Annotated in this window: 16 protein-coding genes and 2 pseudogenes; 3 read left to right on the plus strand and 15 right to left on the minus strand. The window is 70.4% G+C overall.

Annotated elements, in window-relative coordinates:
• The first annotated feature begins 76 nt into the window (after positions 1-76).
• From JNW87_RS01660 to JNW87_RS01670, 3 genes and pseudogenes are all read left to right on the plus strand, one after another.
• Entirely contained in the window at positions 77-652 is a 576-nt protein-coding gene (locus tag JNW87_RS01660) for a TetR/AcrR family transcriptional regulator (RefSeq protein ID WP_238452822.1), read from the plus strand.
• Positions 649-2,276 (plus strand): annotated as a pseudogene (locus JNW87_RS01665) (acyl-CoA dehydrogenase family protein). The gene JNW87_RS01660 and the pseudogene JNW87_RS01665 overlap by 4 nt, the downstream one beginning before the upstream one ends.
• A 199-nt stretch (positions 2,277-2,475) precedes the next feature.
• Positions 2,476-3,935: pseudogene (locus JNW87_RS01670) on the plus strand (SDR family NAD(P)-dependent oxidoreductase).
• Positions 3,936-4,016: 81 nt separating this feature from the next.
• On the opposite strand, the gene pdxY reads toward JNW87_RS01670, so the two are convergent.
• The 15 genes from pdxY to JNW87_RS01745 all read right to left on the minus strand — a co-directional run bounded on the left by pdxY (position 4,017) and on the right by JNW87_RS01745 (position 23,463).
• On the minus strand, positions 4,017-4,868 hold the full coding sequence (gene pdxY, locus JNW87_RS01675) for a pyridoxal kinase PdxY (protein WP_109804188.1): 852 nt from the start codon (positions 4,866-4,868) through the stop codon (positions 4,017-4,019).
• 227 nt (positions 4,869-5,095) lie between these two features.
• Positions 5,096-5,821: a hypothetical protein gene (locus JNW87_RS01680; RefSeq protein WP_238452823.1), complete on the minus strand. Its 726-nt coding sequence runs from the start codon at positions 5,819-5,821 to the stop codon at positions 5,096-5,098.
• Positions 5,803-6,378 (minus strand): hypothetical protein, encoded by a 576-nt coding sequence (locus JNW87_RS01685; protein WP_146231216.1) that lies wholly within the window; start codon positions 6,376-6,378, stop codon positions 5,803-5,805. Before JNW87_RS01685 ends, JNW87_RS01680 begins: the two co-directional genes overlap by 19 nt.
• A 177-nt stretch (positions 6,379-6,555) precedes the next feature.
• Positions 6,556-7,605 carry an SEC-C metal-binding domain-containing protein gene (locus JNW87_RS01690; protein ID WP_109804202.1) on the minus strand — a complete coding sequence of 350 codons (1,050 nt, stop codon included), beginning with the start codon at positions 7,603-7,605 and terminating at the stop codon, positions 6,556-6,558.
• A gap of 183 nt (positions 7,606-7,788) precedes the next feature.
• On the minus strand, positions 7,789-8,832 hold the full coding sequence (locus JNW87_RS01695; RefSeq protein WP_309233876.1) for a CBM35 domain-containing protein: 1,044 nt from the start codon (positions 8,830-8,832) through the stop codon (positions 7,789-7,791).
• Positions 8,718-9,752, minus strand: a complete 1,035-nt coding sequence (locus JNW87_RS01700; RefSeq protein WP_238452824.1) for a hypothetical protein — start codon at positions 9,750-9,752, stop codon at positions 8,718-8,720. The genes JNW87_RS01695 and JNW87_RS01700 overlap by 115 nt, the downstream gene beginning before the upstream one ends.
• Before the next feature lie 420 nt (positions 9,753-10,172).
• A complete protein-coding gene (locus tag JNW87_RS01705; protein WP_238452825.1) occupies positions 10,173-11,891 on the minus strand; it encodes a right-handed parallel beta-helix repeat-containing protein in 1,719 nt (572 codons plus the stop codon).
• A gap of 43 nt (positions 11,892-11,934) precedes the next feature.
• Positions 11,935-14,826, minus strand: coding sequence for a glycoside hydrolase family 2 TIM barrel-domain containing protein (locus tag JNW87_RS01710; protein WP_109804193.1), 2,892 nt, complete (start codon positions 14,824-14,826; stop codon positions 11,935-11,937).
• Positions 14,827-14,851: 25 nt separating this feature from the next.
• Positions 14,852-15,583: an SDR family NAD(P)-dependent oxidoreductase gene (locus JNW87_RS01715; RefSeq protein WP_309233875.1), complete on the minus strand. Its 732-nt coding sequence runs from the start codon at positions 15,581-15,583 to the stop codon at positions 14,852-14,854.
• Positions 15,580-16,956: an L-fuconate dehydratase gene (locus tag JNW87_RS01720; RefSeq protein ID WP_238452826.1), complete on the minus strand. Its 1,377-nt coding sequence runs from the start codon at positions 16,954-16,956 to the stop codon at positions 15,580-15,582. The genes JNW87_RS01715 and JNW87_RS01720 overlap by 4 nt, the downstream gene beginning before the upstream one ends.
• Positions 16,956-17,795 (minus strand): fumarylacetoacetate hydrolase family protein, encoded by an 840-nt coding sequence (locus JNW87_RS01725; RefSeq protein ID WP_109804196.1) that lies wholly within the window; start codon positions 17,793-17,795, stop codon positions 16,956-16,958. Before JNW87_RS01725 ends, JNW87_RS01720 begins: the two co-directional genes overlap by 1 nt.
• On the minus strand, positions 17,792-19,609 hold the full coding sequence (locus JNW87_RS01730) for an aldo/keto reductase (RefSeq protein WP_238452827.1): 1,818 nt from the start codon (positions 19,607-19,609) through the stop codon (positions 17,792-17,794). Before JNW87_RS01730 ends, JNW87_RS01725 begins: the two co-directional genes overlap by 4 nt.
• Positions 19,610-19,688: 79 nt before the next feature.
• Complete coding sequence (locus JNW87_RS01735) at positions 19,689-20,777, minus strand: mandelate racemase/muconate lactonizing enzyme family protein (RefSeq protein WP_109804199.1); 1,089 nt, start codon at positions 20,775-20,777, stop codon at positions 19,689-19,691.
• A 177-nt stretch (positions 20,778-20,954) separates the two neighbouring features.
• The gene (locus JNW87_RS01740; protein WP_109804200.1) at positions 20,955-22,616 is read right to left on the minus strand and encodes an extracellular solute-binding protein; all 1,662 of its coding nucleotides are present in this window, start codon (positions 22,614-22,616) and stop codon (positions 20,955-20,957) included.
• A 28-nt stretch (positions 22,617-22,644) separates the two neighbouring features.
• Positions 22,645-23,463, minus strand: a complete 819-nt coding sequence (locus JNW87_RS01745; protein WP_238452828.1) for a carbohydrate ABC transporter permease — start codon at positions 23,461-23,463, stop codon at positions 22,645-22,647.
• Positions 23,464-23,479 lie beyond the last annotated feature (16 nt).

The following is a 23,479-nucleotide window of genomic DNA, read 5'->3' on the forward strand; positions in this document are numbered from 1 at the left end:
GGGGTGGTCGCCACCTTGCCGCCAAGGACTGAATGATGCTTCAATTCTTTGCGTGGCCTACCGGAGCACCGAGCGCGTGAAAGCTCGGCTGACCGCCTCCCGGGAGCGGATCATTGCCGCCGCACTGGAGATCATGGCCGGGCACGGATACGCCGGCTGCTCGGTAGCCGCCGTCGCAGAGCGGGCCGGTGTGGCGACCGGCAGCGTCTACCGCCACTTCCCCACCAAGGCCGACCTGTTCGCCGAGGTGTTTCGCACAGCCTCCCGGCGCGAGATGGACGCGGTCGCGCGCGCCGCAGCGCTGAAGACCGCCGTCGCCGAGCGCGTGTCAGCCGTCATCGAGACGTTCTCCGGTCGCGCGCTGCAGTCCCCGCGGTTGGCGTACGCCCTGCTCGCCGAGCCGGTCGACCCGGCGGTCGACGCCCAGCGGCTCGTGTTCCGCCGTGGATACGCCGAGCTGATCGCCGGGTACGTCGCGGCCGGTGTGGCGAGCGGTGAACTACCTCCGCAGGACCCGGAGCTGACCGCGACGGCTCTGGTCGGCGCCCTGGCCGAGGCCATGGTCGGTCCGCTGGCCGCCGGGGTCGCCGGCCCGAGCACCATCCCCAGCCTGATCACGTTCATCCACCGCGCGCTTGGAGTATCGCCGTGACGACACACGAGGTCTTCAACCAGGTTCCCCCGCTGACCGGCTACGACGCGGCGGACGACCCGCCACTGCTCGACGGGCTCGAGCGGGAGGGCGCCGGCTGGGCCGCCGCCGAGCTGCACGAGCTCGGCCGGATCGGCGGCAGCGAGCAGGCGATCGAGTACGGGCGGCTGGCGAACGAACACCCGCCGGTCCTGCGCACCCACGACCGCTACGGCCACCGGATCGACGAGGTCGAGTTCCACCCGGCCTGGCACGAGCTGATGCGCACCGCGGTCACGCACGGCCTGCACGCCGCACCGTGGGCGGACCACCGGCCGGGCGCACACGTGGCCCGGGCGGCCAAGTTCTACACCTGGCGCCCCGACGCCGGCCACGGCTGCCCGGTCTCGATGACCTACGCGGCCGTGCCGGCGCTGCGGCACAACCCGGAGCTGGCCGCGCAGTACGAGCCGCTGCTCACCGCCAGGGCGTACGACTTCGGGCTGCGTCCGCCGCTGACCAAGCAGGGGCTGCTGGCCGGCATGTCGATGACGGAGAAGCAGGGCGCTCGGACGTGCGCGCCAACACCACCACCGCCCGCCCCGAGCCGGACGGCACCTATCGGCTTCTCGGGCACAAGTGGTTCACGTCGGCGCCGATGTGCGACATCTTCCTCACCCTCGCCCAGGCGCCGGGCGGACTCACCTGCTTCCTCGTCCCGCGTGTCCTGCCGGACGGCACGCGCAACCCGATGCGGCTGATGCGCCTCAAGGACAAACTCGGCAACCGGTCCAACGCCTCGGCCGAGGTCGAGTACGAGCACGCGGTCGCCTGGCGCGTCGGAGACGAGGGCCGCGGCGTGCGCACCATCATCGACATGGTCAACCTGACTCGCCTCGACTGCGTCATCGGCGCCGCGGCCGGGATGCGCCAAGGCGTGATCACCGCCGCCCACCACGCCACCCACCGGCGGACCTTCGACCGGTACCTCGTCGACCAGCCGCTGATGCGCAACGTGCTCGCCGACCTCGCGGTCGAGTCCGAGGCTGCCACCGTCCTCATGATGCGGCTCGCCGGAGCGACCGACCGATCGGCGCGCGGCGACGCCGGCGAGTCCGCGTTCAAACGGCTCGCCCTCGCCGTCGGCAAGTACTGGGTCTGCAAGCGCTGGCCGGCGCACGCCGCCGAGGCCCTCGAATGCCTGGGCGGCAACGGCTATGTCGAGGAGTCGGGCATGCCGCGGCTGTTCCGCGAGTCGCCACTGAACTCGATCTGGGAGGGCTCCGGCAACGTCGCCGCGCTGGACGTACTGCGCGCTCTCACCAGGGAATCCCAGGTCATGGAGGCGTTCCGGGCCGAGGTGGCGGCCGCCGCCGGCGCCGACGCGCGGCTCGACGCCGCGCTACGCCAGGTGCAGGTTGACCTGTCCGACCACGGCGACCTCGAACTACGGGCCCGCCGCATCGTCGAACGGCTCGCACTGGTCCTGCAAGGCTCGCTGCTGGTGCGGCACGGCCACCCCGCCATCGCCGACGCCTTCTGCGCCTCCCGGCTCGGGGGCGACCACGGTCAGGCATTCGGCACGCTGCCGAGCGGTGTCGACTTCGCCGCGATCATCTCCCGCGCGGCACCCAAGCTGGGCTGACCGGAACCGCCGGGGCCCACGGCGGTTGTGCATCCGCGGTGAGCCATCGGCGCGGCGCGGCGGCACCGCACCCAGCCAGCTCATGGTCAGTAACCGGCGCGGGATGTCTCGGAGACGCGCGGTGCGCGTACAGTTCCGGGTCGGACTTGGGGTGGGCCGGGTAGATCCGGCGCAGGGAACGGGACGAGACAGCGACGGCATGACGGCGGACAACATTACCGAAAACGGTCAATACGGCATTGACCCCGGCCGGCTGGAGACCTGTCTCAGCGTCTTCGAGGCGTTGGAGGACCTGCCTCCCGATCACCCCGACGTGGTGCGGGTGCAACAGGCCACCGCGAAGCTCTACAAGGTGATCAAGCAGCGGCGACGCGAGGAGCGGCGGGATGCCATCGCGGCGGCCGACCGCGCGGTGACGGCGGCCACCGCCACCGGCGCCCCCGGCCGAATCGACGACGAGACCCAGGGCATCCCGCTCGCCTCCCCCACCGCGGGTGCCACGGCCGGTCTTTGCACAATCCGCGCGGCTGCTACGTCTGCAAGCAGCGCTACCGCGAGGTGGACGCCTTCTATCACCAGCTCTGCCCGCCCTGCGCCGCGCTCAACCGGGAGCGCCGGAACGCCCGCACCGACCTGACCGGCCGGCGCGCGCTGCTCACCGGCGGCCGGGCGAAGATCGGCATGTACATCGCGCTGCGGCTGCTGCGCGACGGCGCGCACACCACGGTGACCACGCGGTTTCCGCACGACGCGGTCCGCCGATTCGCCGCGATGCCGGACAGCGGGGACTGGCTGCACCGCCTGCGGATCGTCGGGATCGACCTGCGCGACCCCGCCCAGGTGATCGCCCTCGCGGACACGGTCAGTGGCCAGGGACCACTCGACATCCTGATCAACAACGCGGCGCAGACCGTCCGGCGCACTCCCGGGGCGTACGCGCAGCTCGTCGCCGCGGAGGCGGCGGCCCTGCCGGACGGCCCGCTGCCGGAGATGATCACGTTCGCCAAACCGGCCGGCCGGGGCGACTCGGCGGGCAGCCTGATCGCCCCGCCGCAGCCGGCCCCGATCAGCCCGCAGGCGCTCACCGCGCTGGCGCTGACGAGCGGCTCCGCCTCGCCGGAACGGATCGCGGCAGCCACCGCCATCGACGCCGGCGGTCTGGTGCCGGACCTCGACCCGGTGAACAGCTGGGTGCAGCGGGTGCACGAGGTGGACCCGGTCGAGCTGCTCGAAGTGCAGCTGTGCAACGTGACCGCGCCGTTCGTGCTGGTCAGCCGGCTGCGACCGGCGATGGCCGCAGCGCCCGCCCGGCGCAAGTACGTGGTGAACGTGTCGGCGATGGAGGGCCAGTTCGCCCGCGGCTACAAGGGGCCGGGGCACCCGCACACCAACATGGCCAAGGCGGCGCTGAACATGCTGACGCGGACGAGCGCCCAGGAGATGCTGGCCGACGGCATTCTGATGACCAGCGTCGACACCGGCTGGATCACCGACGAGCGGCCGCACCCGACGAAGGTGCGACTGGCGGACGCCGGCTTCCACGCCCCGCTGGACCTGGTCGACGGCGCGGCCCGGGTCTACGACCCGATCGTCCGCGGCGAACAGGGCGAAGACCTGTACGGCTGCTTCCTGAAGGACTACGCGCCCTGCGCCTGGTGATCAGCGCACCCCAGTACGGACGCTGGCGGGGCACGTCGACGGCGGTGAGCGCGCCAGTAAGCGGCTCGGCAGGAAGGCGCGTCAGCGCAACCGCCGGGCGGTGAAGCTGGCTGGCGGCTCGGCGATCGCGGCCTGGGCCGCGATCAGCTGGATCTCCCGGGTGCCCGCCGCGAGGGTCGCCTCCAGGACGGCGAAGACGGAGGCGATGGTGCGTTCCAGTGCCGTCGCGGGCGAGCCCGTCGTCCACAGATGCGCGAGGTACAGCGCGGCGGTGACGTCGCCGCCGCCGTTCGGGTTGATCGGCAGCAGCGGCGTGGTCACCGCCCAGGCGCCCTCGTCCGAGACGGCCACCACCTCCAGCGACCCCACCGGCACGTCGCCGTGCAGCACGCTGGTCACCAGGACGTGCCGCGGTCCCGTCTCGCGCACCACGTCGACCGCCTCCAGCACCTCCGCCAGCGAGTTCGTCCTACGGCCGGCGAGAAAGTCCAGCTCGAACTGGTTCGGGGTGATGATGTCCGCCCGCGGGACCACGATGTCCCGCATGTACTCCGGAATGCCCGGCCGCACGAACATCCCGCGGCCGGCGTCGCCCATCACCGGGTCGCAGCAGTACACCGCGTCCGAGTTGGCCGCCTTGACCTTGTCCACCGCGTCGAGGATCACCGCGCCCATCGCCGGGTCGCCCTGGTAGCCCGACAGGACCGCGTCCGCGCTGCCGAGGACCCCGCGGTCCGCGATGCCGGCGATCACCTCGGCCACGTCGGCCGGCGCCAGCAGCGGCCCGCGCCACGCGCCGTACCCGGTGTGGTTGGAGAAGTGGACCGTCAGTACCGGCCACACCTCGTGCCCGAGCCGCTGAAGAGGGAAGGCGGCCGCCGAGTTGCCGACGTGGCCGTAGGCGACCGAAGACTGGATCGACAGGATCTTCACCGGCTCATGATGGCGGTTCCCGCCGGTGCCGCACCTACTGCCCGCCGTTTCTGTCGGGTGACCCACTCCCGGGCCGTTCCTCGATGAGGAGGCCACGGGGACGGGTCTCTCACGCCATGGTGGCGGCCCCGGCCAGGCAGGCCACCACAAGCGGCGAGACCCGCACGGTCCGTGACGCGGCAGCACCCTTCCTCCAGCTACCCCCGGTCGGCATGAGCGCGCACCGGCTACGTCGGTGTCTTCGACGCCGTCCAGGCGGGATCAGCGCCGGGGCGACGGCTACATCCGGGAGCGAAGGCCGTTAACCTGTCGCCGAAGAGGTTCGGCTCGGTCGTGCGGTCGGCGAGCCACGTCGTGTCGTCAACGGCCCGTACGGGCCCGAGCGCGAACGGCGGCCGTAGCCGAGACACGGCGTCGGAGTCGCACGGCTGCGAACAGGCTGCCAGCAACACCCGCAGGCTGGCCTCCCGCAAGGAGTCGGAGGAGTCCTCGGTGCATTCCCACTCGGCGGCTGAGGAGGCGCCCACGTCGGGCAGGCTGAACACCACGCAGTGCCAGGGGTATGTGCTGGGCAGCATGAACACGATGGGCAGCCCCTGCTGGCGGAAGGCCGTCGCCTCGCCCGAGGCGAACAGCGCTCCGCTGCCGGTGCCCGAGCCGCTGATGGACGGCAGTGGCATCGGCGTCGACAGGGGATAGTGGGGGTCCCGCGGCAGGGATGGCATCGGGACCCGCGCGGCAGCCCGGTCCACCACCGCGGCCTGGGCCCGCCCCAGCGGCGTCGCGGCGGCCCTACCCAGGGTGCAGCCGCCCCAGGAGAGTGTCCCGACGATGAGGAGCACCGCGATCCAGGACAGCTTCATCCGCCGGCGCCGCGACCGCTCGGCTTCCAGCCAGTTGCCGGGCGTCTCCTCATCCGGGCGGGCCACCCCGCTCAGCACCTTGCGTAGCATCGTGCGGCCATCTCCTGCGCCACGATCCGCGTCGCTTCGAACATGGCGTCGCGGGCCGCGTACGGCGTGTCCAGCTGCGCCTCGATCGTCACCGTGCCGATGCGCACGCGCACCTGCGCGAACTGCCGGACGCCCTCGTATGTCCCGCCGTACTCGAAGGACTCGTCGCCGATCCGGACGGGCGTCGGCTTCGCCTGGCAGTTGGGGCAATAGGCGTTGACGACCTCGTACCGGGCCCGCTGCGCCGCCGATTCCCCCTGCGATCGCGTCGACCGGACGTAACCGAACCACAGGTGCACCTCCGCCCGGTGGGCGCCCTCGCCCGCCCAACCCGAGAACTCGCACCAGCTTTTCGCGGGCCCGATCTCGGGCGGTGACTTCGACGCATCCGGCACCAGCCGGGCGATCGTCTCCGGGCGGACGAAATCGCACACGTCGATCGAGCGGTCTTTGGCCGGTACGTCGGCGGTCACGGCCTGCCAGCCGAAGAGGCCCACACCGAGTGCCCAGCCAACCATCAGCGCACAACATAGCCAGATGCGGGTCTGCCGCGGCATACCACGGAAGTGTGGAACCTCGCCGCACTCATCCCTACCGACGAGCACCAACCCGACAATCTGGTGTGACCCCGGCGCGTGCGTTCGTGATCCCGAACCTGCAGCCACCCAATTTCGCTGCGAGCGCTCGCCGAGACCGGCCTGGCCTGACTGCCGCAGCAGCGACTGGCGGGGCGGTCAGCTACGGGAGCGCGGCAGGCAGCACTTCTTGTACTTGAGGCCCGAGCCGCACCAGCAGGCGTCGTTGCGCTCCGGCGGCCACGGAATCTGCGCGCCGGGGCGGGTCGCCAAGTCTCGCGCGTAGCGGGTGCGGACCTCCGGATCCGTCGGCTCCCCGTCGTGCCGGCTGGCGTAGTCGGTCAGCCCATCCACCGATGCGCTGAGCACGCTCAGCCCGGTCCGACCGGCGTTGGTCTGCTGGACGAGGTGCCGTTCCAGGCGGCCCCGGTGCGCGTCCCAGTCCGGCCCGTACGCCTCGGTCAACTCGGCGTGCTCGGCGAGCAGGCGGTCGAACTCGGCCCGGGGCCAGAAGAGCAGGTCGGGCTCCGTGCCCTGCCGCTGCTCCGCCCGGCGGAGGAGCTGAGTCTCCAGCCGGTCCGACAGATCGTCCTGCCGATCATGCGGCAGGTTCAAGTCCCGGCGCACCCGGTGCCGCTGCTGCAGCAGGAAGAACAGGACGCCGGGCGCCTCCGGAGGGCCGACCTCCACCGTCGCCTCGGCGGCGGGTACGGCCTCCGTGGGTGCTCCCGCCGCGGTGGCGCGCCTGCCGAGCACGGTATCGACCGCCTCGCTCAGCCACTCCTCGGCGATCACGGAGAGACCGCCGGCGTCCAGGGCCGCGCTGACGTACACCGGGGCCTCGGGCTGCTCGATCAGGAGCTGGCGCAGCGCGGTGAGTTCCGCCATCGCCTCGTCCTCCCGGCCGCCGGCCCGGAACATGATCCGGGCCCGCAGCGCCCGGGCGAAGCCGGCCCGGGCGTCCTCCACCGACGGGTACGTCTCCAAGGCCCGGTCCGCGTACCGGAGCGCGGCGTCCAACCGCCCTCGGATCTCGGCGATCTCCGCGGCCAGGGTCAGCGCGTCCCCGGCGTCCTCCGGCTCCGCCAGCCGGCCCTGCTCCACCGCGTCTGCCAGGCCGGCGGCGACGCCGAGCGGATTGGCTGTGCCGAGCGCCGAGCGGCGAAGCTCGTCGAGGTCAGCGCTGGTGATCACATCTCTCGTCGGCACGATCTCACGGTACGTCCGGCTCCGCCGGTAGCGCTGGCTGATCACCTGTTACGCCGATCTCACGCAGCCTCGGGCCGCCGTCCGGGCGGGGATCCGGGCCGCGCCGCCGCCAGCGCGCGACGTGAGTCCGGATGGCATGGGGCCGGGGCGGCGGTGCCGCTCCGGCCCCCTGACGAGCCGTGCCTACCGTACGGTCAGCGGCACCTCGATCTTGTCGACGTCGGGTGAGTAGACCGGCGTCGTACTGTCGATCTCGATCGTGTTGGCGCCGGCATGCAGCTGCACGGCCACGGTCAGCGTGGCCGGGATGTCCCAACCACCACTGGGCGGGAAGGCCAGGGTGACGGCGTTCTGGCCGTTGGCCGAGATGGTCGCCGAGCGCGGGTCGTTCGTGGTGTAGCGGATGTTCACCTGGTAAGTGCCCGTCTTCGGCACGGTGACGCCGTTGATGCGCAGCGCGCCGCCGTTGTAGAGGTTGCCGACCTTCGCGCCGCCGGAGCAGTTGGCGCAGCCGCCGACCGAGGCACCGCGTACGAGGCTGTTCGTGCTGGCCTCGGCCTCGTAGCTGGCCATCTTGACGGCCCCGTCCTTGGGCGTGACCTTGAACAGCCGGGAGCCGTGGGACGGCAGGGTCGCCGAGATGCTGCCGTCGTAGCCGCCGAGCTCCTTGTGCTGCCACAGGTCGCGCACGGTGGCCTTGCCGCCGAAGCCGAAGCTGCTCCAGTTCGCGGTGACCTGTGCCGGGAAGCTGCCCATGTTGAACAGCGCGATCGTGTAACTGCCGTCGACGTTCTTCATGCCCCAGACCTGCGCGGAGCCGGTGGGCGTCACCGGGCGGGCCGGAACGCCCTGCTGGTCGATCGCGATCACCTCGCTGTTGGTGAGCAGGGACAGGCCGTAGGCGTCGAGCTTGGTGAGGTCGTCACCGGCGTACAGCGGGGCCGCCGAGATCGCCCACAGCGTCGTGTAGCTCTGCCGCTCGTCCTCGGTGAGGCCGTCCATCTCGCCGTTGCCGACGTTGAGCGAGTCGAGGTTGTTCCAGCCGCCGGGGCCGGCCCAGGGCGTCCAGCCGGGTACGTCGTCCCACCGGATCTTGACGGAGTTGTTCCAGGTCACCAGGGTGTCGCAGTAGCACTCCACGTCGGTGTCGATCCGCCAGCCGTTCGAGTGCTGCTTCCAGTCGGCGGCGTGGTTGCGGTCCAGCGACCAGGACAGGACAAACTGGATCGGGCGCCGGTCTTGGCGATGGCCGCCTGCCAGGCGGCGACGTCCGCGACGTTGTTGTAGTTGTCGCCGCCGCGGAACGAGCCCGGCCCGACGCCGTCGAACTTGAGGAAGTCGTAGCCCCAGTCGGCGATCAGCTGGGCCTGCGAGTCGATGTACTTCTGGGCGCAGGGCTTGGAAAAATCGATCTTGTACGCCCCGTCCCAGCCGTTCGTCGTACGCAGGTCGGGGTAGACGATGTCGGCGGTGGTGCAGCCGGGAGCGTTCCAGATCGGCACCGTGCCGTTGCCGTACAGGGGCTTGTTCAGCCCGACGGTGAGGTAGATGCCGGCCTTGAGGCCCTTGGCGTGGATGGCGTCGGCCACGTATTTCATGCCGTGCGGGAACCGCTCGGGTGAGGCGATCTCACGCGCGTACCCGTCGAAGTTGAGCGCCCAGTCGTAGTTGGTGGACCAGCCGGCGTCGATGTTGACGTACTCGTAGCCGTAGGGCTTGAGCTTCGTGGCGAGGGCGTCGACCTGCTGGAGCAGGTTGGCCTCGTTCAGCCAGCTCGCGTTGCCGTTCGGGTTGACCCCGGGGTAGTTGGTGGCCTGCAGGCTCCAGCTGCTCCACCCCATGTAGGGGCGGTCCGCGACGCCCTGCGCGGCTGCCGCGGCGGCCGCCTTCTGCGCGGCCGCCCGGTCCGCGGGCGACGGGTCCTTCGTGGTGGCGCCGGGCGTCGCGCTGCTCGGCGTCGGCCTCGGCTTCGGACCGGGTACGGCGGCCTGCGTCCTCGGGACGGGTGCGGCAGCCTGCGCCGGGATGGCGCCCGCGCCGAGGGCCACCGCGAGGGTGGCGGCCAGGGCCACGCCGGTGCGGACTCGGCTCTCGCGCCGGGCGGGGGGTTCGACTCGCTGCGCGGTGGTACGTAACGGTGACTTCACAGTCACACCTCCTGGTTTGGGGGAGCCGGGGGTGGTGCCTGTTGCGAATTGGCCGGCCGGGGGCCGGATTGACGCCGGTGGGTCAGGGAACGACGAGCGACTGGACGCTCACGGCAGCCGGTCCGCGCGCCCACTCCTGACCCGTGTCCATGAGTGGGCGCGCGAACGTGGTGACGGCGGCGGAGGTCAGCCCGAGCCGGGGAGCGAGGCTGGCCAGAGGCAGTGGTCCTCCGGCCAGCACCGCCGTTGCCGATGGGGCCGCGACGAGCGAATCGGCGCCGGACTCGGGATACATGGACGAAACCTAAAATGAATAATTAACTTCGTCAAGCATTGATTTCCGTGCGCTCCGGGCGCTGCCCGTCCCGCTGCGGATCGTCGGCCTGACCAGCCACCCGGACTGACCAGGGCGCCCGGCAGTCAGGGCGGCCCGGCACCGTCGAGTTCGATGCGCACGTCGAAGCAGGACCGCAGGACGATGTCGGGCGTCTCCTGGCCGCGCTGGACGATGCTGTTGTCCCGGAAGCGGATCCCGCGTGTGCTCTTGGCGTCGAGCGCGGGCACGCCGTCGAGCACGAACTGGTTCTCCGTCACAACCACGCCACTGTGGACGGCGTGCCCCGGAGCGCGTCGGGTGCTCCTCGGATCGAGGTGGATTGCCGGTCCCCCCGGTTCGATGAACTTGTTGCCGCGGATCGTCAGGTCGCGCACTGGCCCGGACTCCCACCATTCGGCGGCGTCGCCGGAGACGTAGATGCCGGCCATTCCCATGTGCTCGAAACGGTTCTCCTCGATCAGCACGGCGCGGCGGGTCGTCACGAGCACTCCGCGCGTGGGGACGTTGCGGAAGATGTTGCGGACGATCCTCACGGTCGGCGTCCGGGTGACGTTCTCGACCGCGGTCCACCCGACGAGACCGTCCGGCAGTTCCACGTCGACAGTCACGAGGATGGTGCGCAGCGGTTGGTCGTGGTCGCGACCGCTCGGCTGTCGCACGGTCCGTACCGTGGCCGTGGCGATCGCCTGGAGCGTGGCGCGATCGACGAGCTCTACCTGGTCACCGGCCGCGAACTGGGGAAAGCCCGCCGTCTCCGGGTGTGGGTACGCCAGTTCGAGGGTACGAGGGTCCGGCTGACCGGCAAGCCGCAGATAGCTGCCGTGCACGTTGATCGGATCGTCATGCGGCCCGTCGAAGAGGCAGTCGCGCACGACAGCCCGTCCCGAGCAACCGGAGAACTGGATGAAGTCGGCGAAGCCGGCGCTGTGCCGCCCGCTGTCGGGCGGAGCCCGGAACTCGCACCCCTCCACCGTGACGTCCCTGCTGGTCTGAGCGACCACGCCGAAGCCGTGCAGGAAGCGGAACCGCAATCGCGACAGCGTCACGTCGCAACTGTCGAGCACGAGCGCACCGGGATGGTCGCGGGTCCTCGACCGCATCGAGTAGACCAGTCCCAGGTCGGCCGGTTCCTCGGCGTACCCGTAGTCGATCCGGATGTCGCGCTCCCTCACCAACCGGATCGACCGGACGTCCTCGAAAAGGGGGTTCGGGCCGCGCCACGTCCGCTGACCGGCGGGATCGTGGATCTGGGTGTACGCGAGCGCGTCGCGCCCGGACCAGGCAAACCCGCCCGATTCGAGCGCTTCCCCGTGCCAGCGGATCGACGCACCTTCGACGGAGAAGAGCGTGGCCGCGGGCACCCGGATCAGTCGGTAGGCCCGGCCTGCGGCGACGCCCGCGCCGACCACGGTGGCATCGACGACCGTCGGCACCGCGATGTCGAACTCGAGCCCCTCGACGCGTACCCGCTGCGAGTCGAGGACGGCGAAGGTCGTCTGGAGCCCGTGCAGGACGAGACGGGCGCCCTCCCCGGCGATGACCAGGTCGTCCGTCGCCTCCACGAGCAGCGCGATCGACTTGACGCGGTGTCGCGGGTCGTCCCCCACCGTGTTGGAGACGTACAGCTCACGTCCGTGCGCGCGGTCCGGCCACAGGTGGTATTCGCCTGGCGGGAAGCGAAGCTGCACCGGGCCGGCCGCGGCCCGTGCGGCGCGCAGCGCCGCCCGGACCGCGGGCGCGGCGTCGGTGTGCGGGTGCCCGGGAAGCGCCCCGAAGTCGGTGACGTCGAGCAGTGCCGGCATCTGCGTCACACCCCGGCCCGGTTGGCGACGGGCATTGCCATCGCTAACCCGCCTCGGGGACGAAGTCGAAGCCGAGCCGTACCCGGGCGGCGCGGTAACGCCCGGATGACCGGACCGGTGGACCGCAGCTCGCCGAGCCCAGTCCGGTGACGCCCGCCGCCAGGTGCACCCACAGGAGTCCCGCCTCGGCCAGCTCCGCCGCGTGCTGGGCGCGCTCGAGCTGCTCGGTCGACCAGGGCCGTACCGCGACCTCGAATGGCTGGACGCCCTCGATGCGCAGGCCGCCCTCGGGCACGGTCAACCGCAGCCGGCGCACGTCGGACCGATTGCCGTTCTCCTGCGGTACGACGTACGGGACCTGCGCGTCCCGGACCGTCATGCGGTGCCGGCCGTACCAGTTCGCGGAACGCGAGTCGGGGTAGCTCTCCCCCGGTCCGAGCCCGAGCCACTCGAGCTCCGTCGCGCCCGGCTCGGCGCAGCGCAGGGCGAGGACGACACCCAACCGGGGCAGGGGCAGCCGCCACTCGCCGCGGCGCTCGATCACGACGTCGAGCCGGAGGCGATCATCCCGCGCCGTCCAGTGGTAATCCACGTCGAATCCGCTGTCGAGACCGGGGGAACCGTAGCGCGCGACGCGTCGTACGGATCCGTCGCCCAGTCGAACCTCGACCGTACGATCCACCAGGCGATCGAAGCCGGCTGCCCGCCAGCGGGTTTCCAGCGACACTTGCTCGCCGAGTCCCGGGCACCGGTCGTTCTCCGTCGGCGCGCGCCAGACGTCGAGGCCGACCTGCGCGACCGCGAACGGACCCAGCGCCGTCGGTCGCGCCAGGTGATCGAACCGCTGGTCGACTGTGGTCGGCCGCGCCTCCGGGGCCGGCGGCAGTAGCTCCGCAGCCGTTGGCGGGGCAGCGGCACGGCGCCGCTGTTGCGTCCGCGCCAGGACGTGCCCGGCGTCGATTCCGGGGCGCGCGCTCCCGGTCGCCGCCGTAATCGTGAGCCACAGCTCCCCGCCCGCCGGTGTGTCCCGCTCCGCCCGGCGTACGGCGGGCGGGAGAGCAACCCGGCACTCCGACCGCGGCCCGACCACGATCGGGTCCAGCAGTCCCGCGTCGACGACCTCGCCGTCCAGCACCAGGAGCCACCGGAAGCCCACATCTTCGGTGGTGCTGAAACTCCAGCGGTTCCGCACGGAAAGCTGGTCGCCGTCCAGGCGCATCCGCACCGGCGCGATGACGGCCGCGAGTTCCGCGAGTCCCGGCGATGGGGTCCGGTCCGGGAAGAGCAGGCCGTCGATCACGAACGAGCCGTCGTGTACGGGCTCGCCGAAGTCCCCGCCGTAGCGGTACGCACGGCGTCCGTCCGGGCCGTCGCCGGCCAGGCCATGATCGATCCACTCCCAGACGAAGCCGCCGGCCAGCCTCGGGTACGCGTCGACGATCGCCTCGTAGTCGGCCAACCCGCCCGGCCCGTTCCCCATCGCGTGCGCGTACTCGCACATCAGCATCGGCAGCCCGCGCCGGCGACCGTCGCGGGCGGGGTCGGCGAGCGCAGCTTCGTCGTGCCGTCCGATCGCGTCGAGCTCGTCGAAGGTCGGGTACATCCGGCTGTAGACGTCGACCGCCTCGCATTCGACGTCCGGCTCGTAGTGGATCGGCCGGCTCGGGTCACGTTCCGCGGTCCACCGGGCGTTCGCCGCCAGGTTGACGCCCCACCCGGCCTCGTTGCCGAGTGACCACATCACGACGCTCGTCGAGTTCTTGTCGCGCTCGACCATTCGCCGCATCCGGTCGAGGTACACCTCGCCCCAGGCGGGGTCGTCGGAGGGGTTGCCCCGCCAGTCCACCAGCGAGAAGCCCTGCGTCTCGATGTCGCATTCGACCATCACGTACAGGCCGTACCGGTCACAGAGCTCAAGGAAGTACGGGTCGGGCGGGTAGTGACTGGTCCGCACCGCGTTGACGTTGTGCCGCTTCATCAAGATGACATCGCGCTCCAGCACGTCCCTGGTCAACGCACGCCCGGACCGGGCATCGAAGTCGTGCCGGTTCACTCCGCGGAACACCAGTGGCGCGCCGTTGAGCAGGAGCCGGCCCCCGTCGACGCGTACCGTGCGGAAGCCGATGTCGGCCGAGATCGTCTCGGCCCCGGTGGCGACCAGGATCCGGTAGAGCCGCGGCAGCTCGGCCGACCACGGTTCCACCGACGCGACCCGGATGGTCTCGCCGGCTACGCCGCGGACGCCAAGCTCGGTCAGCTCCACCGTCACCGGTTCGCGGCTGCGCGCCTCGACCCGGAGGAGGCCGTCGCCGGTGTGCTGGTCGTAGTCCGCGACGATGTGGACGTCGTCGATCCCGCCCGCGGGGCGGTGCAGCAGCGCGACCGACCGGAAGATGCCTGACAACCACCACTGGTCCTGGTCCTCGACGTAGCTGGCGAAGCTCCACTGGTGCACCCGCACCGCCAGGAGGTCGTCGCCCCCGGTGAGCAGCTCGGTCACGTCGAACTCGACGGTGAGCCGGCTGCCCGACCCCCGACCGACGAGCGAACCGTTCAGCCACACCTCGAACCAGGAGTCGACGCCGTCGAACCGGAGCAGCACGCGTCCGCCGTCCCAACCGGGCGGACGCCGCACGATTCGGCGGTACTCGCCGGTGGGGTTCGCCTCAGGCACGTACGGCGGGTCGATGGGAAACGGATAGCGCAGGTTCGTGTACGCGGGGGCGCCATAGCCGCACAGCTGCCAGTGCGCGGGAACCTGGATCTCGTCCCAGGTATCCCCGGGATCCGCGGGGTCCTTGCCGGAGAGCGCGGTCGGCGACCACGCGAACCGCCATCGCCCGTCGAGCGAGAGCTCACCCGCGTCCGAGCGGGTCCGGGCCCGGGGCGGCTGCGCTCCGACAGGCAGTGAGATGATCTCGTGAACTCCGGTCACCGCTTGCCTTCTTCGTGATCGTCGGTCAGGTCGCGCGGGCCGGCAGGCGCAGGCCCGACATGCCCCCGTCGACGGCGAGTGAGGTGCCCGTCACCGCCCCGGCGGTCGGCGACGCCAGATACACCACAGCCTCCGCCACCTCCTGCGCGGTGACCAGGCGGCCGGTGGGCTGGCGGGCGGCAAGCCGGCGCTTCTCGGCCTGCGGGTCGGCGGCGTTGGCCAGCAGCCGGGCCACCCACGGCGTGTCCACTGTGCCGGGTGCGACGCAGTTGACCCGGATTCCCTCGCCGACCAGGTCGGCGGCCATGGCCAGCGTCAGCGCGTGTACCGCACCCTTCGATGCCGAGTACAGCGCCCGCTTCGGCAGACCGGCGCCGGCCGCGATCGAGGAGATGTTGACGATCGCGCCCGCTCGGGATCGGCGCAGGTACGGCAGCGTGACAGCGGTGGTCCGGGCGACTCCGGTCACGTTCACGTCCAGGACGCGTGCCCATTGCGCGTCATCGTTCTCCTCGACCTCGCCGACGGCGGAGATCCCTGCGTTGTTGACCAGGATGTCCACCCCACCGAACGTGTGCGCGACCGAGGCCAGCGCCGCGGTGAGCGAGGCCCGGTCGGCCACATCGGCCCGTACCGCGTGGACGCGCGGATCCTCGGGTGCTTCCGTCGGATCGAGGTCGAGCACGCCCACCTGGGCGCCGGCGGCGTGGAAGGCCTCCACACAGGCGCGCCCGATCCCCGAGGCGCCACCGGTCACCACTGCCACCAAACCGTCAAACATGAAGAGTGCTCTCTTTCAGATCCGCCCGGTGGGGATTGACGCCGGGGATGCCCATGCCGGCCGTCGGGGTAGGAGTAGGTGGCGAGGCTTTCCTGGCTCATTTCGGCCGAAAAGCCGGGCTGGGTCGGGGCGACGTAGTGGCCGTTGCGGACGATCGCCGGGGCGAGGAAGTGCTCGTGCAGGTGGTCGACGAACTCGAGGACGCGGTTCTCGGTCGTTCCCGACACGGCCACGAAGTCGAACATCGACAGGTGTTGGACGAGTTCGCACAGACCGACGCCGCCGGCGTGCGGGCACACCGGCACACCGTACTTCGCGGCCAGCAGCAGGATCGCGACGTTCTCGTTGACGCCACCGACCCGGCACGCGTCGATCTGCACGAAGTCGACCGCGCCCGCCTGGAGCAGCTGTTTGAACACGATCCGGTTCTGCACGTGTTCACCGGTCGCGACCCGGATCGGCCTGCCCTCGGGTGCGGCGGTGGCCAGAGCGGCGCGGATCGCGGCGTGCCCGAGCACATCGTCGGGGCTGGTGGGCTCCTCGATCCACCACGGGTCGTACGGGGCCAGCGCCGTCATCCACTCGACTGCCACTGCGACGTCCCAACGCTGGTTGGCGTCGACCGCGATCCGGATGCCCGGGCCCACGGCCTCGCGAGCCAACCGGAAGCGGTGGACGTCGTCGGGCAGATCAGCACCGACCTTCAGCTTGATCTGGGTGAACCCGTCGGCCACCGCCTGCTTCGCCAGCCGAACCAGCTTCTCGTCGTCGTACCCGAGCCAGCCCGGTGAGGTGGTGTAGGCGGGGTATCCGCGGGCCTGCAGCGTTGCGATCCGCCCGGCCCGGCCGGGCTCGGCGGCCCGCAGGATCCGCAACGCCTCCTGTGGGGTGAGCGCGTCGGTGAGGTAGCGCCAGTCGACGAGGTCGACGATCTGCTCGGGGGTGAGGTCGGCGAGATAGCGCCAGACAGGTTTACCGGCGCGCTTGGCGACCAGGTCCCACATCGCGTTGATGAGTGCTGCGGCGGCGAGGTGTACGACCCCCTTCTCCGGCCCGAGCCAGCGCAGTTGCGAGTCGTGGGTGAGACTGCGGGCGAACGCGCCGAGGTCGACGGCATCGGGATCGACGCCGACGACGAACGGGGCGAGCACCTCGATCGCCACTCGACAGATGTCGTTGCCGCGGCCGATGGTGAACGTGAACCCGTGCCCGTCGGGCCCCTCGTCGGTGCGCAGGACGACGTAGGCGGCCGAGTAGTCCGGGTCGGGGTTCATCGCGTCCGAGCCGTCCAGCTCGCGCGAGGTCGGAAACCGTACGTCGAAGGTGTCGACGGCGACGATCACGGCCATCAGGCGCTCCTCAGGAGCGAACGCTGCCGGCCGAGGCCGTCGATCTCGACCTCCATCACGTCACCCGGCGCCAGGTACGGGAAGCGGCCCGAGAGCGCCACACCCTGCGGCGTGCCGGTGTTGACGAGGTCCCCCGGATCCAGGACGGAGTACTGGGACAGGTGCCACACCAGGTACGCCACGTCGAAGATCATGTCTTTGGTGGAGGAGTCCTGCCGGATGTCGTCGTTGACCCACGAGCGCAGCCGCAGCGCCTGCGGGTCGGTGATCTCGTCGGGCGTCACCAGCCACGGTCCGAGCGGCTGGAAGGTCTCGCACGACTTCCCCTTCGACCACTGCCCGCCCGACTGCGCGAGCTGAAAGTCCCGCTCCGACACGTCGTTGGACAGCACGAAACCGGCGATGTGCCCGAGCGCTTCCTCAGGGGAGGACAGGTACCGAGCGCGCCGGCCGATCACCACGCCCAGCTCGACCTCCCAATCGGTCTTCGCCGATCCGGGCGGGATCAGCACGTCGTCGAACGGACCGACCACGGTGTTCGGGGCCTTGTAGAAGATGATCGGCGTGGTCGGCGGCTGCGCGCCGGACTCGGCCGCGTGGGCGGCGTAGTTCTGGCCGACGCAGAGGATCACGCCGGGGCGCGCGACGGGTGCCCCGATCCGCTGTCCCACGATGTCGATCTCGGGCAGGCCGGTCGCCTCGCCTACGCGCCGCAGCCCGTCGGAGGCGAAGAACGCCGGGTCGAGATCGGCGGTGACCGATGACAGATCGAAGTGACGGCCGTCGGCGTACAGAACGGGCTTCTCCTCCCCCGCCGGTCCAACACGCATGAGCTTCAAGAGCCAACCTCCAGACGATAGGTACGGATCGCGGTGCCGGCCGCGATGGCGGTCCGCTCGCCTGCCGACAGCTCGCTCAGGCAATTGTCGATCGCCTCGAGGGCAGCGGGGTACGAGGCGACGAGTTCGCAGACCGGCCAGTCGGAACCGACCATGAGCCGCTCGGGACCGAAGAGGTCCAGAGCGGTGTCGACGTACGGCCGGATGGTGGAGACGTTCCACCGGGGGCCAGCCTCGGTCAGCAGGCCGGACAGCTTCGCGACGACGTTGCCACAGGCGGCCAGTCCCGCCACGGCCGCGCGCCACTCGGCGAACCCCTCGGCTCCCGCGCCGATCCGGGGCTTGCCGAGGTGGTCGAGCACGAAGGTGGTGCCCGGGGTGGCGCGCGCCGCAGCGGCGCTGGCGGCCAGCTGTCCGACCCGGACGATCAGGTCGTAGGTCAACCCCGCGGCGCCGATGGTGGCCAGCGCCGCCCGCACGTCCACCCGGGCGAGGAACGCCGGGTCGTCGACGCCCTGCACCTGGTCGCGGATACCGACGAGTTTCGCTCCGCCGGGCAGGTCGCGGTAGCCGGCCAGGGTGGCGGGCAGGTCCGGGTCGGTGAGGGACGCCCAACCGACCACGCCCGCGATGTGCGCAGTGGCGGCGGCCAGGGCGAGGAACTCGGCGGTTTCGGCGACGTCGCAGCGGCCCGCCTCGACCAGCACGCCAGCCGTGACGCCTGCCGCCGCCAGCCGGGGCGTGAGGTCGGCGACCGTGTAATCGCGCCGGATCGCCGCCAGACCCGGCGCGGCGAGCCACGGGTAGTCGGCGGTCCACAGGTGGTGGTGTGCGTCGACGATCACGGTGTGGGCACCTCCTCCGGCAGCAGGCCGTCCTTCTTCAGATCGGCCCACAGCGCCCGGGATCTCCCATTCGAACATCTCCAGGTTGTCGGTGATCTGCTCGGGATCCCGGGCTCCGACCACGACGCTGGCGACGGCCGGATGGCCGAGCGGGAACTGGATCGCCGCCGCCCTCAGTGGCACCGAGTGCCGCTCGCACACCGCCTGGATCGCCAGCGCCCGTTCGATCAGGGTCCGCTCGCGGGCGTAGTCGTAGTGGGCGCCCGGCTTCGGGTCGGCGAGCAGGCCCGAGTTGTACGCCCCGGCCGCGAGAACCGAGATGCCCCTCTCCAGGCACAGCGGCAACAGCTCGGCCGACCCCGATTGATCCAGCAGCGTGTATCGCCCGGCGAGCATGAAACAGTCGAAGTCGCCGGCCCGAGCGAGGTCGACCAGCATCTCCGCCTGATTCATGCCTGCGCTGACCGCGCCGATGTCGCCCCGCGCGCGCAAGTCGGCCAGCGCCGGGTAGGCCCCGCTCACCGCTTCGTCGAAGTGGTGGTCCGGGTCGTGGATGTGCGCGATGTCGACTCGGTCCAGGCCCAGCCGCTGGAGGCTCTCCGCGTGCGAGCGCAGCACCCCGTCGTAGGAGAAATCGAAGACCGGAGTGAGCTCGCTCGGCTCCGCCCAGAACTCCTGCTCCGCGACGCCGCCCGGCACGAGCAGCCGACCGACCTTGGTCGACAGCGTGAACTCCTCGCGCGGCTTGCCCGACAGCACCGCACCGGCCCGGCGCTCCGACAGGCCGCCGCCGTAGAGCGGGGCGGTGTCGAAGTAGCGCAGTCCGAGGTTCCAGGCCGCCTCGACCGTGGCCCGGGCGACCTCGTCGCCGACGGCGGTGAACAGCCCGCCGATTGGTGCGAGCCCGAAGCCCAGCCGGGTCACCTCCACCTCGGTGCGCCCCAGTCGGACCTTCTCTGTGGCTTTCACTCGCCCTCCCGCGAACCGTGGCTGAGATCGAGCTGGGCGTGGGGCGCCGGGGGCGCCGCCGCCGGAGTGATGGCGGTCGTCACGCGACTCGCCTGGACTCGATCGCGTCCCGGTCCCAGTCGATGCCGAGCCCGGGGGCGGTCGGAGCGAGAGCGTGGCCTCCCGCGACGGCGATCTCGGACCGGGTTACCGCCCGCAGCTGCGGGATGTACTCAAGGTATCGACTGTTGGGCACCGCGGCACACAGGCTCACGTGCAGCTCCATGAGGAAATGCGGGCAGACTTCGACGTTGCACGCCTCTGCCAGGTGGGCGACCTTGAGCCAGGGGGTGATCCCGCCGACCCGGGCGACGTCGACCTGGATGATGCCCGCAGCCTGGCGGCGCAGGTATTCGGCGAACTGCCCGATCGAATACATCGACTCGCCGACGGCGATCGGGATGCTGGTCGAGCGGGCGAGCAGCTCGTGCCCGGCGACGTCGTCGGCAGGCAGCGGCTCCTCGAACCAGGCGAGCCCGTACGGTTCGAGCAGCCGCGCCCGGCGGATGGCCTCCGCGGCGGTGAGCGATTGGTTGGCGTCGACCATCACGTCGAGCCGGTCGCCGACGGCGGCTCGGACCGCAGCGATGCGCTCGGCGTCCTCGGCCGGATCGGGCTTGCCCACCTTCAGCTTGACGCCCGGCCAGCCGGCCGCCTGTGCCGCTTTCGCCCCGGCGACCAGCTCCTCGGTGCTGAGCTGCAGCCAGCCGCCCTCGGTGTCGTAGAGCGGAATGCGGTCCTTGGCCCCGCCGGCCAGCATCCACAGGGGCAGGCCGGCGGCCTTGGCACGCAGGTCCCACAGCGCGGTGTCGACAGCGGCCAGGGCCAATGAGGTGATCGCGCCGACGGCGGTGGCGCGGGTGCTGGCGTAGAGATCTCGCCACACCGCCTCCACCCGGGCCGCGTCCAGGCCGATCAGGCGGGGCACCAGGTGGTCGCGCAGGAGCGCGAGCACGGCGGTGCCGCCGGTCCCGATGGTGTACGAGTAACCAGTACCCTGCTGGCCGTCGGCCGTGCGAACCTCGACGAAAACCGTCTCCTGCTTGACGAACGCCTGCACCGCATCGGTGCGGACCGTCTCGACGGCGATATCGACCAGGTACGCCTCGGCATGCGTGATCGTGGACATCACTGGCACGTCAGGTATTCCGCTCGATGAGAACCAGCCCGACACAGGCCAGCACAGTGAGCTCAAGCCGGTCCGCGAGGACATCTCGCAGCGTCGACCGTCGCGCCCAGCCGGCCGTCGCCGACCGCAGCGGCCTCCGCCTGCTCTGCGGCCGGCGCCGGCCGGCTGGGCGTAGTGTCACTTGCCGGCCTTGTACCCGTCGTAGTCCTTCTGGTTCAGTTCCAGGTACCGCTTCAAGCCGACGCCGTCGAGACCCTTGACGTAGGCGTCCCATTCGGTGTCGATGTTCTTCGACCCCGTGATGAAGGCCAGCTGGCCCTGGGAGACATAGCTGTCGAGGTTGGTCTTCAGCGTGGCGATCTCGGCGCTGGCACTCGGGTCGGTCCAGACCGAGACGGTCGGGAAGAATTGCGCCTTGTCATCGTGGCCCTCGTACAGCTTGGTTGCCTGGAACAACCGCCGCTCGTATCCGGCCTCGGCGTAGATGTCCATCGGCACCACGTTGGCGTTGCGGTAGGCGAGGGTCAGGTTGTACTGCGCCATCGCGTCCCAGGAGAGGTTCTTGGGCGCCTCCGTACCGGGCGTGCGCTTGTACAGCGGCTGGACACTGTTGTCGAGCGCGATGTCGCCGGCTCCCGGCTTGTTCCAGCCCACGCCCTCCGGACCCATCACCGCGATGTTGGTGCCCTCGGTCGTGTAGATGTAGTCGAGCATCTTGATCGCCGCGACCTGCGCCTCCTTGCTGGCCTTGTTGGTCAGCATGAAGGTGAAGGTGCTGGAGCTCGGGTAGTTCAGACCGCTGTAGCTCTTACCGGACGGCCCGGTGAGCGGCGGCGCGGCGTCGTACTGCTTGTCGCGGCCGTCCTTGGAGCCCAGCTGCACGAAGATAGCCGGGTGCAGGAGAGGCGACGAGCCGATCATGACGGCGTCGGGGTCGTTGCCGGTCGCCTGTAGTGCCTCGGCGTTCTGGGTGAACGAGGCCTGGTCGATCAAACCCTCCTGGAACAGCGAGTGGATGTACTTCAGGCCTTCGCGCCACTCGGGCGTGTTCACCGGAGTGGTGACCTTGTCGCCGTCGAGGGTGAGCAGCCCGAGACCGCCGTTGTTCGCACCGGCCGGCGGGTAGGCGAACCCGCCCATCAGGTAGTCGATCAGGTGACCGTCCTGCACGTCGGCGGTCATCGGGATCTCGTCGGCCTTGCCGTTGCCGTTCGGGTCCTTGGCCTTGAACGCCCGCAGGACCGTACGCAGCTCCTCGGTGGTCTTCGGCATCGGCAGGTTCAGCTTCTTCAACCAGGCACTGTTGATCCACAACTTGTCCGGGTAACTGCAGTGGAAGCAGTCCGACCATTGCGGCAACGCGTAGATGTGCCCGTCGGGCGCAGTCGACATCTCCCTGAGCGTCTGGTTGGAGTCCAACGCCTTCTGGATGTTCGGCGCGTTGTCCTTGATCAGCTTCTCCAGCGGCACCGCGACGCCCTGCTTGCCCAGCTTCAGCACGTCGGCCTGGGAAAACCCGTCCACCCAGGGGATAAGCATGAACAGGTCCGGGTAGTCGCCGCTGGCGAGCGAGATCTGCCTCTTCTCCCTGGCCGGCCCCGCGTCGAACGTGGTGGTCTGCCAGCGGAACTGGATCTTGAACTTGTCACTCATCAACTTCGTGACCGGGTTGGTGTCCAGATTCAGGTCCGCGTTGGCGGGCGAGAACGTGTCGACGATGACCTTGCCGTCGGGGCCCATCTCGGCCTTGGGGGCGTCATTCTTGTTGTCGGAACTGCACCCCGCCACCGCCAGTGCCGCGGCTATCGTCAGTGCAGCGACTTTCCTGATAGAACGCATTTCTATGGTTCCTTCCAATCGCGAATTGCTATCCCTTGACGGCGCCGACCAGCACGCCCTTGGTGAAGTGGCGGGCGATGAACGGGTAGATGATCAGTACGGGCAGGCTCGACACGACGATGAGGGCGTACTTCAAGACGTTGGCGAGCTGCTGCTGTTGGAGCTGCTGCGCCACGTCCGTTGCGCCGACGTTGCGCTGGTTCAGGATGAGCATGTTCCTGAGCACGATCTGCAGTGGATATAGATCGGGATCCTTGAGATAGACCAGGGCGTCGAAGTAGGTGTTCCATTGGTAGATCGTGTACATCAGCACGAGGACGGCCAGCAGCGGCTTCGACAGCGGCAGCACTACCGACCGGAGAAACCGCAGCTCGCTCGCCCCGTCCAGCGTCGCCGCCTCATAGAGCTCGTCCGGGATCGAGTGGGCGAAGAAGGTGCGCGCGATGATCACCTGCCAGACGCCGATCGCGTTGGGGATCAGCAGCGCCCAGCGGGTGTTCAGCAGGCCGAGGTCCTGGACCACCATGTACGTCGGGATCAGGCCGCCCGAGAACAGCATCGTGAAGATCAGGACGGTCATCAGCACGTTGCGCCCGAAGAACGTCTTGCGCGACAACGGGTAGGCAATGGCCACGGTCAGCGTGACGCTGATCAGGGTGCCGGCGACGGCGTAGATCAGTGAGTTGTAGTACCCCCGCAGGACCTGCGGGTTGCTGAGAGCGACTTTGTAGGCGTGCAGCGAGAACTCGACCGGCCAGAACTTCACCCGGCCTGCGCTGACGGCGGTCGCGCTACTGAAGGAACTGGCGACGATGTAGATCAACGGCAGCAGCACCAGCGCCAGCATCACGGCGAGCATGAGC

The organism is Micromonospora sp. ATA51 (assembly GCF_016802855.1).
GTDB lineage: Bacteria > Actinomycetota > Actinomycetes > Mycobacteriales > Micromonosporaceae > Micromonospora > Micromonospora sicca.

Coding starts and splice junctions, on each gene's coding strand:
- JNW87_RS01680 (WP_238452823.1), bottom strand. CDS start 5,821: ATGCTACGCAAGGTGCTGAGCGGGGTGGCCCGCCCGGATGAGGAGACG.
- JNW87_RS01685 (WP_146231216.1), bottom strand. CDS start 6,378: ATGCCGCGGCAGACCCGCATCTGGCTATGTTGTGCGCTGATGGTTGGC.
- JNW87_RS01705 (WP_238452825.1), bottom strand. CDS start 11,891: ATGCCGGCACTGCTCGACGTCACCGACTTCGGGGCGCTTCCCGGGCAC.
- JNW87_RS01720 (WP_238452826.1), bottom strand. CDS start 16,956: ATGGCCGTGATCGTCGCCGTCGACACCTTCGACGTACGGTTTCCGACC.
- JNW87_RS01735 (WP_109804199.1), bottom strand. CDS start 20,777: ATGTCCACGATCACGCATGCCGAGGCGTACCTGGTCGATATCGCCGTC.
- JNW87_RS01740 (WP_109804200.1), bottom strand. CDS start 22,616: ATGCGTTCTATCAGGAAAGTCGCTGCACTGACGATAGCCGCGGCACTG.
- JNW87_RS01745 (WP_238452828.1), bottom strand. CDS start 23,463: ATGCTGGCGCTGGTGCTGCTGCCGTTGATCTACATCGTCGCCAGTTCC.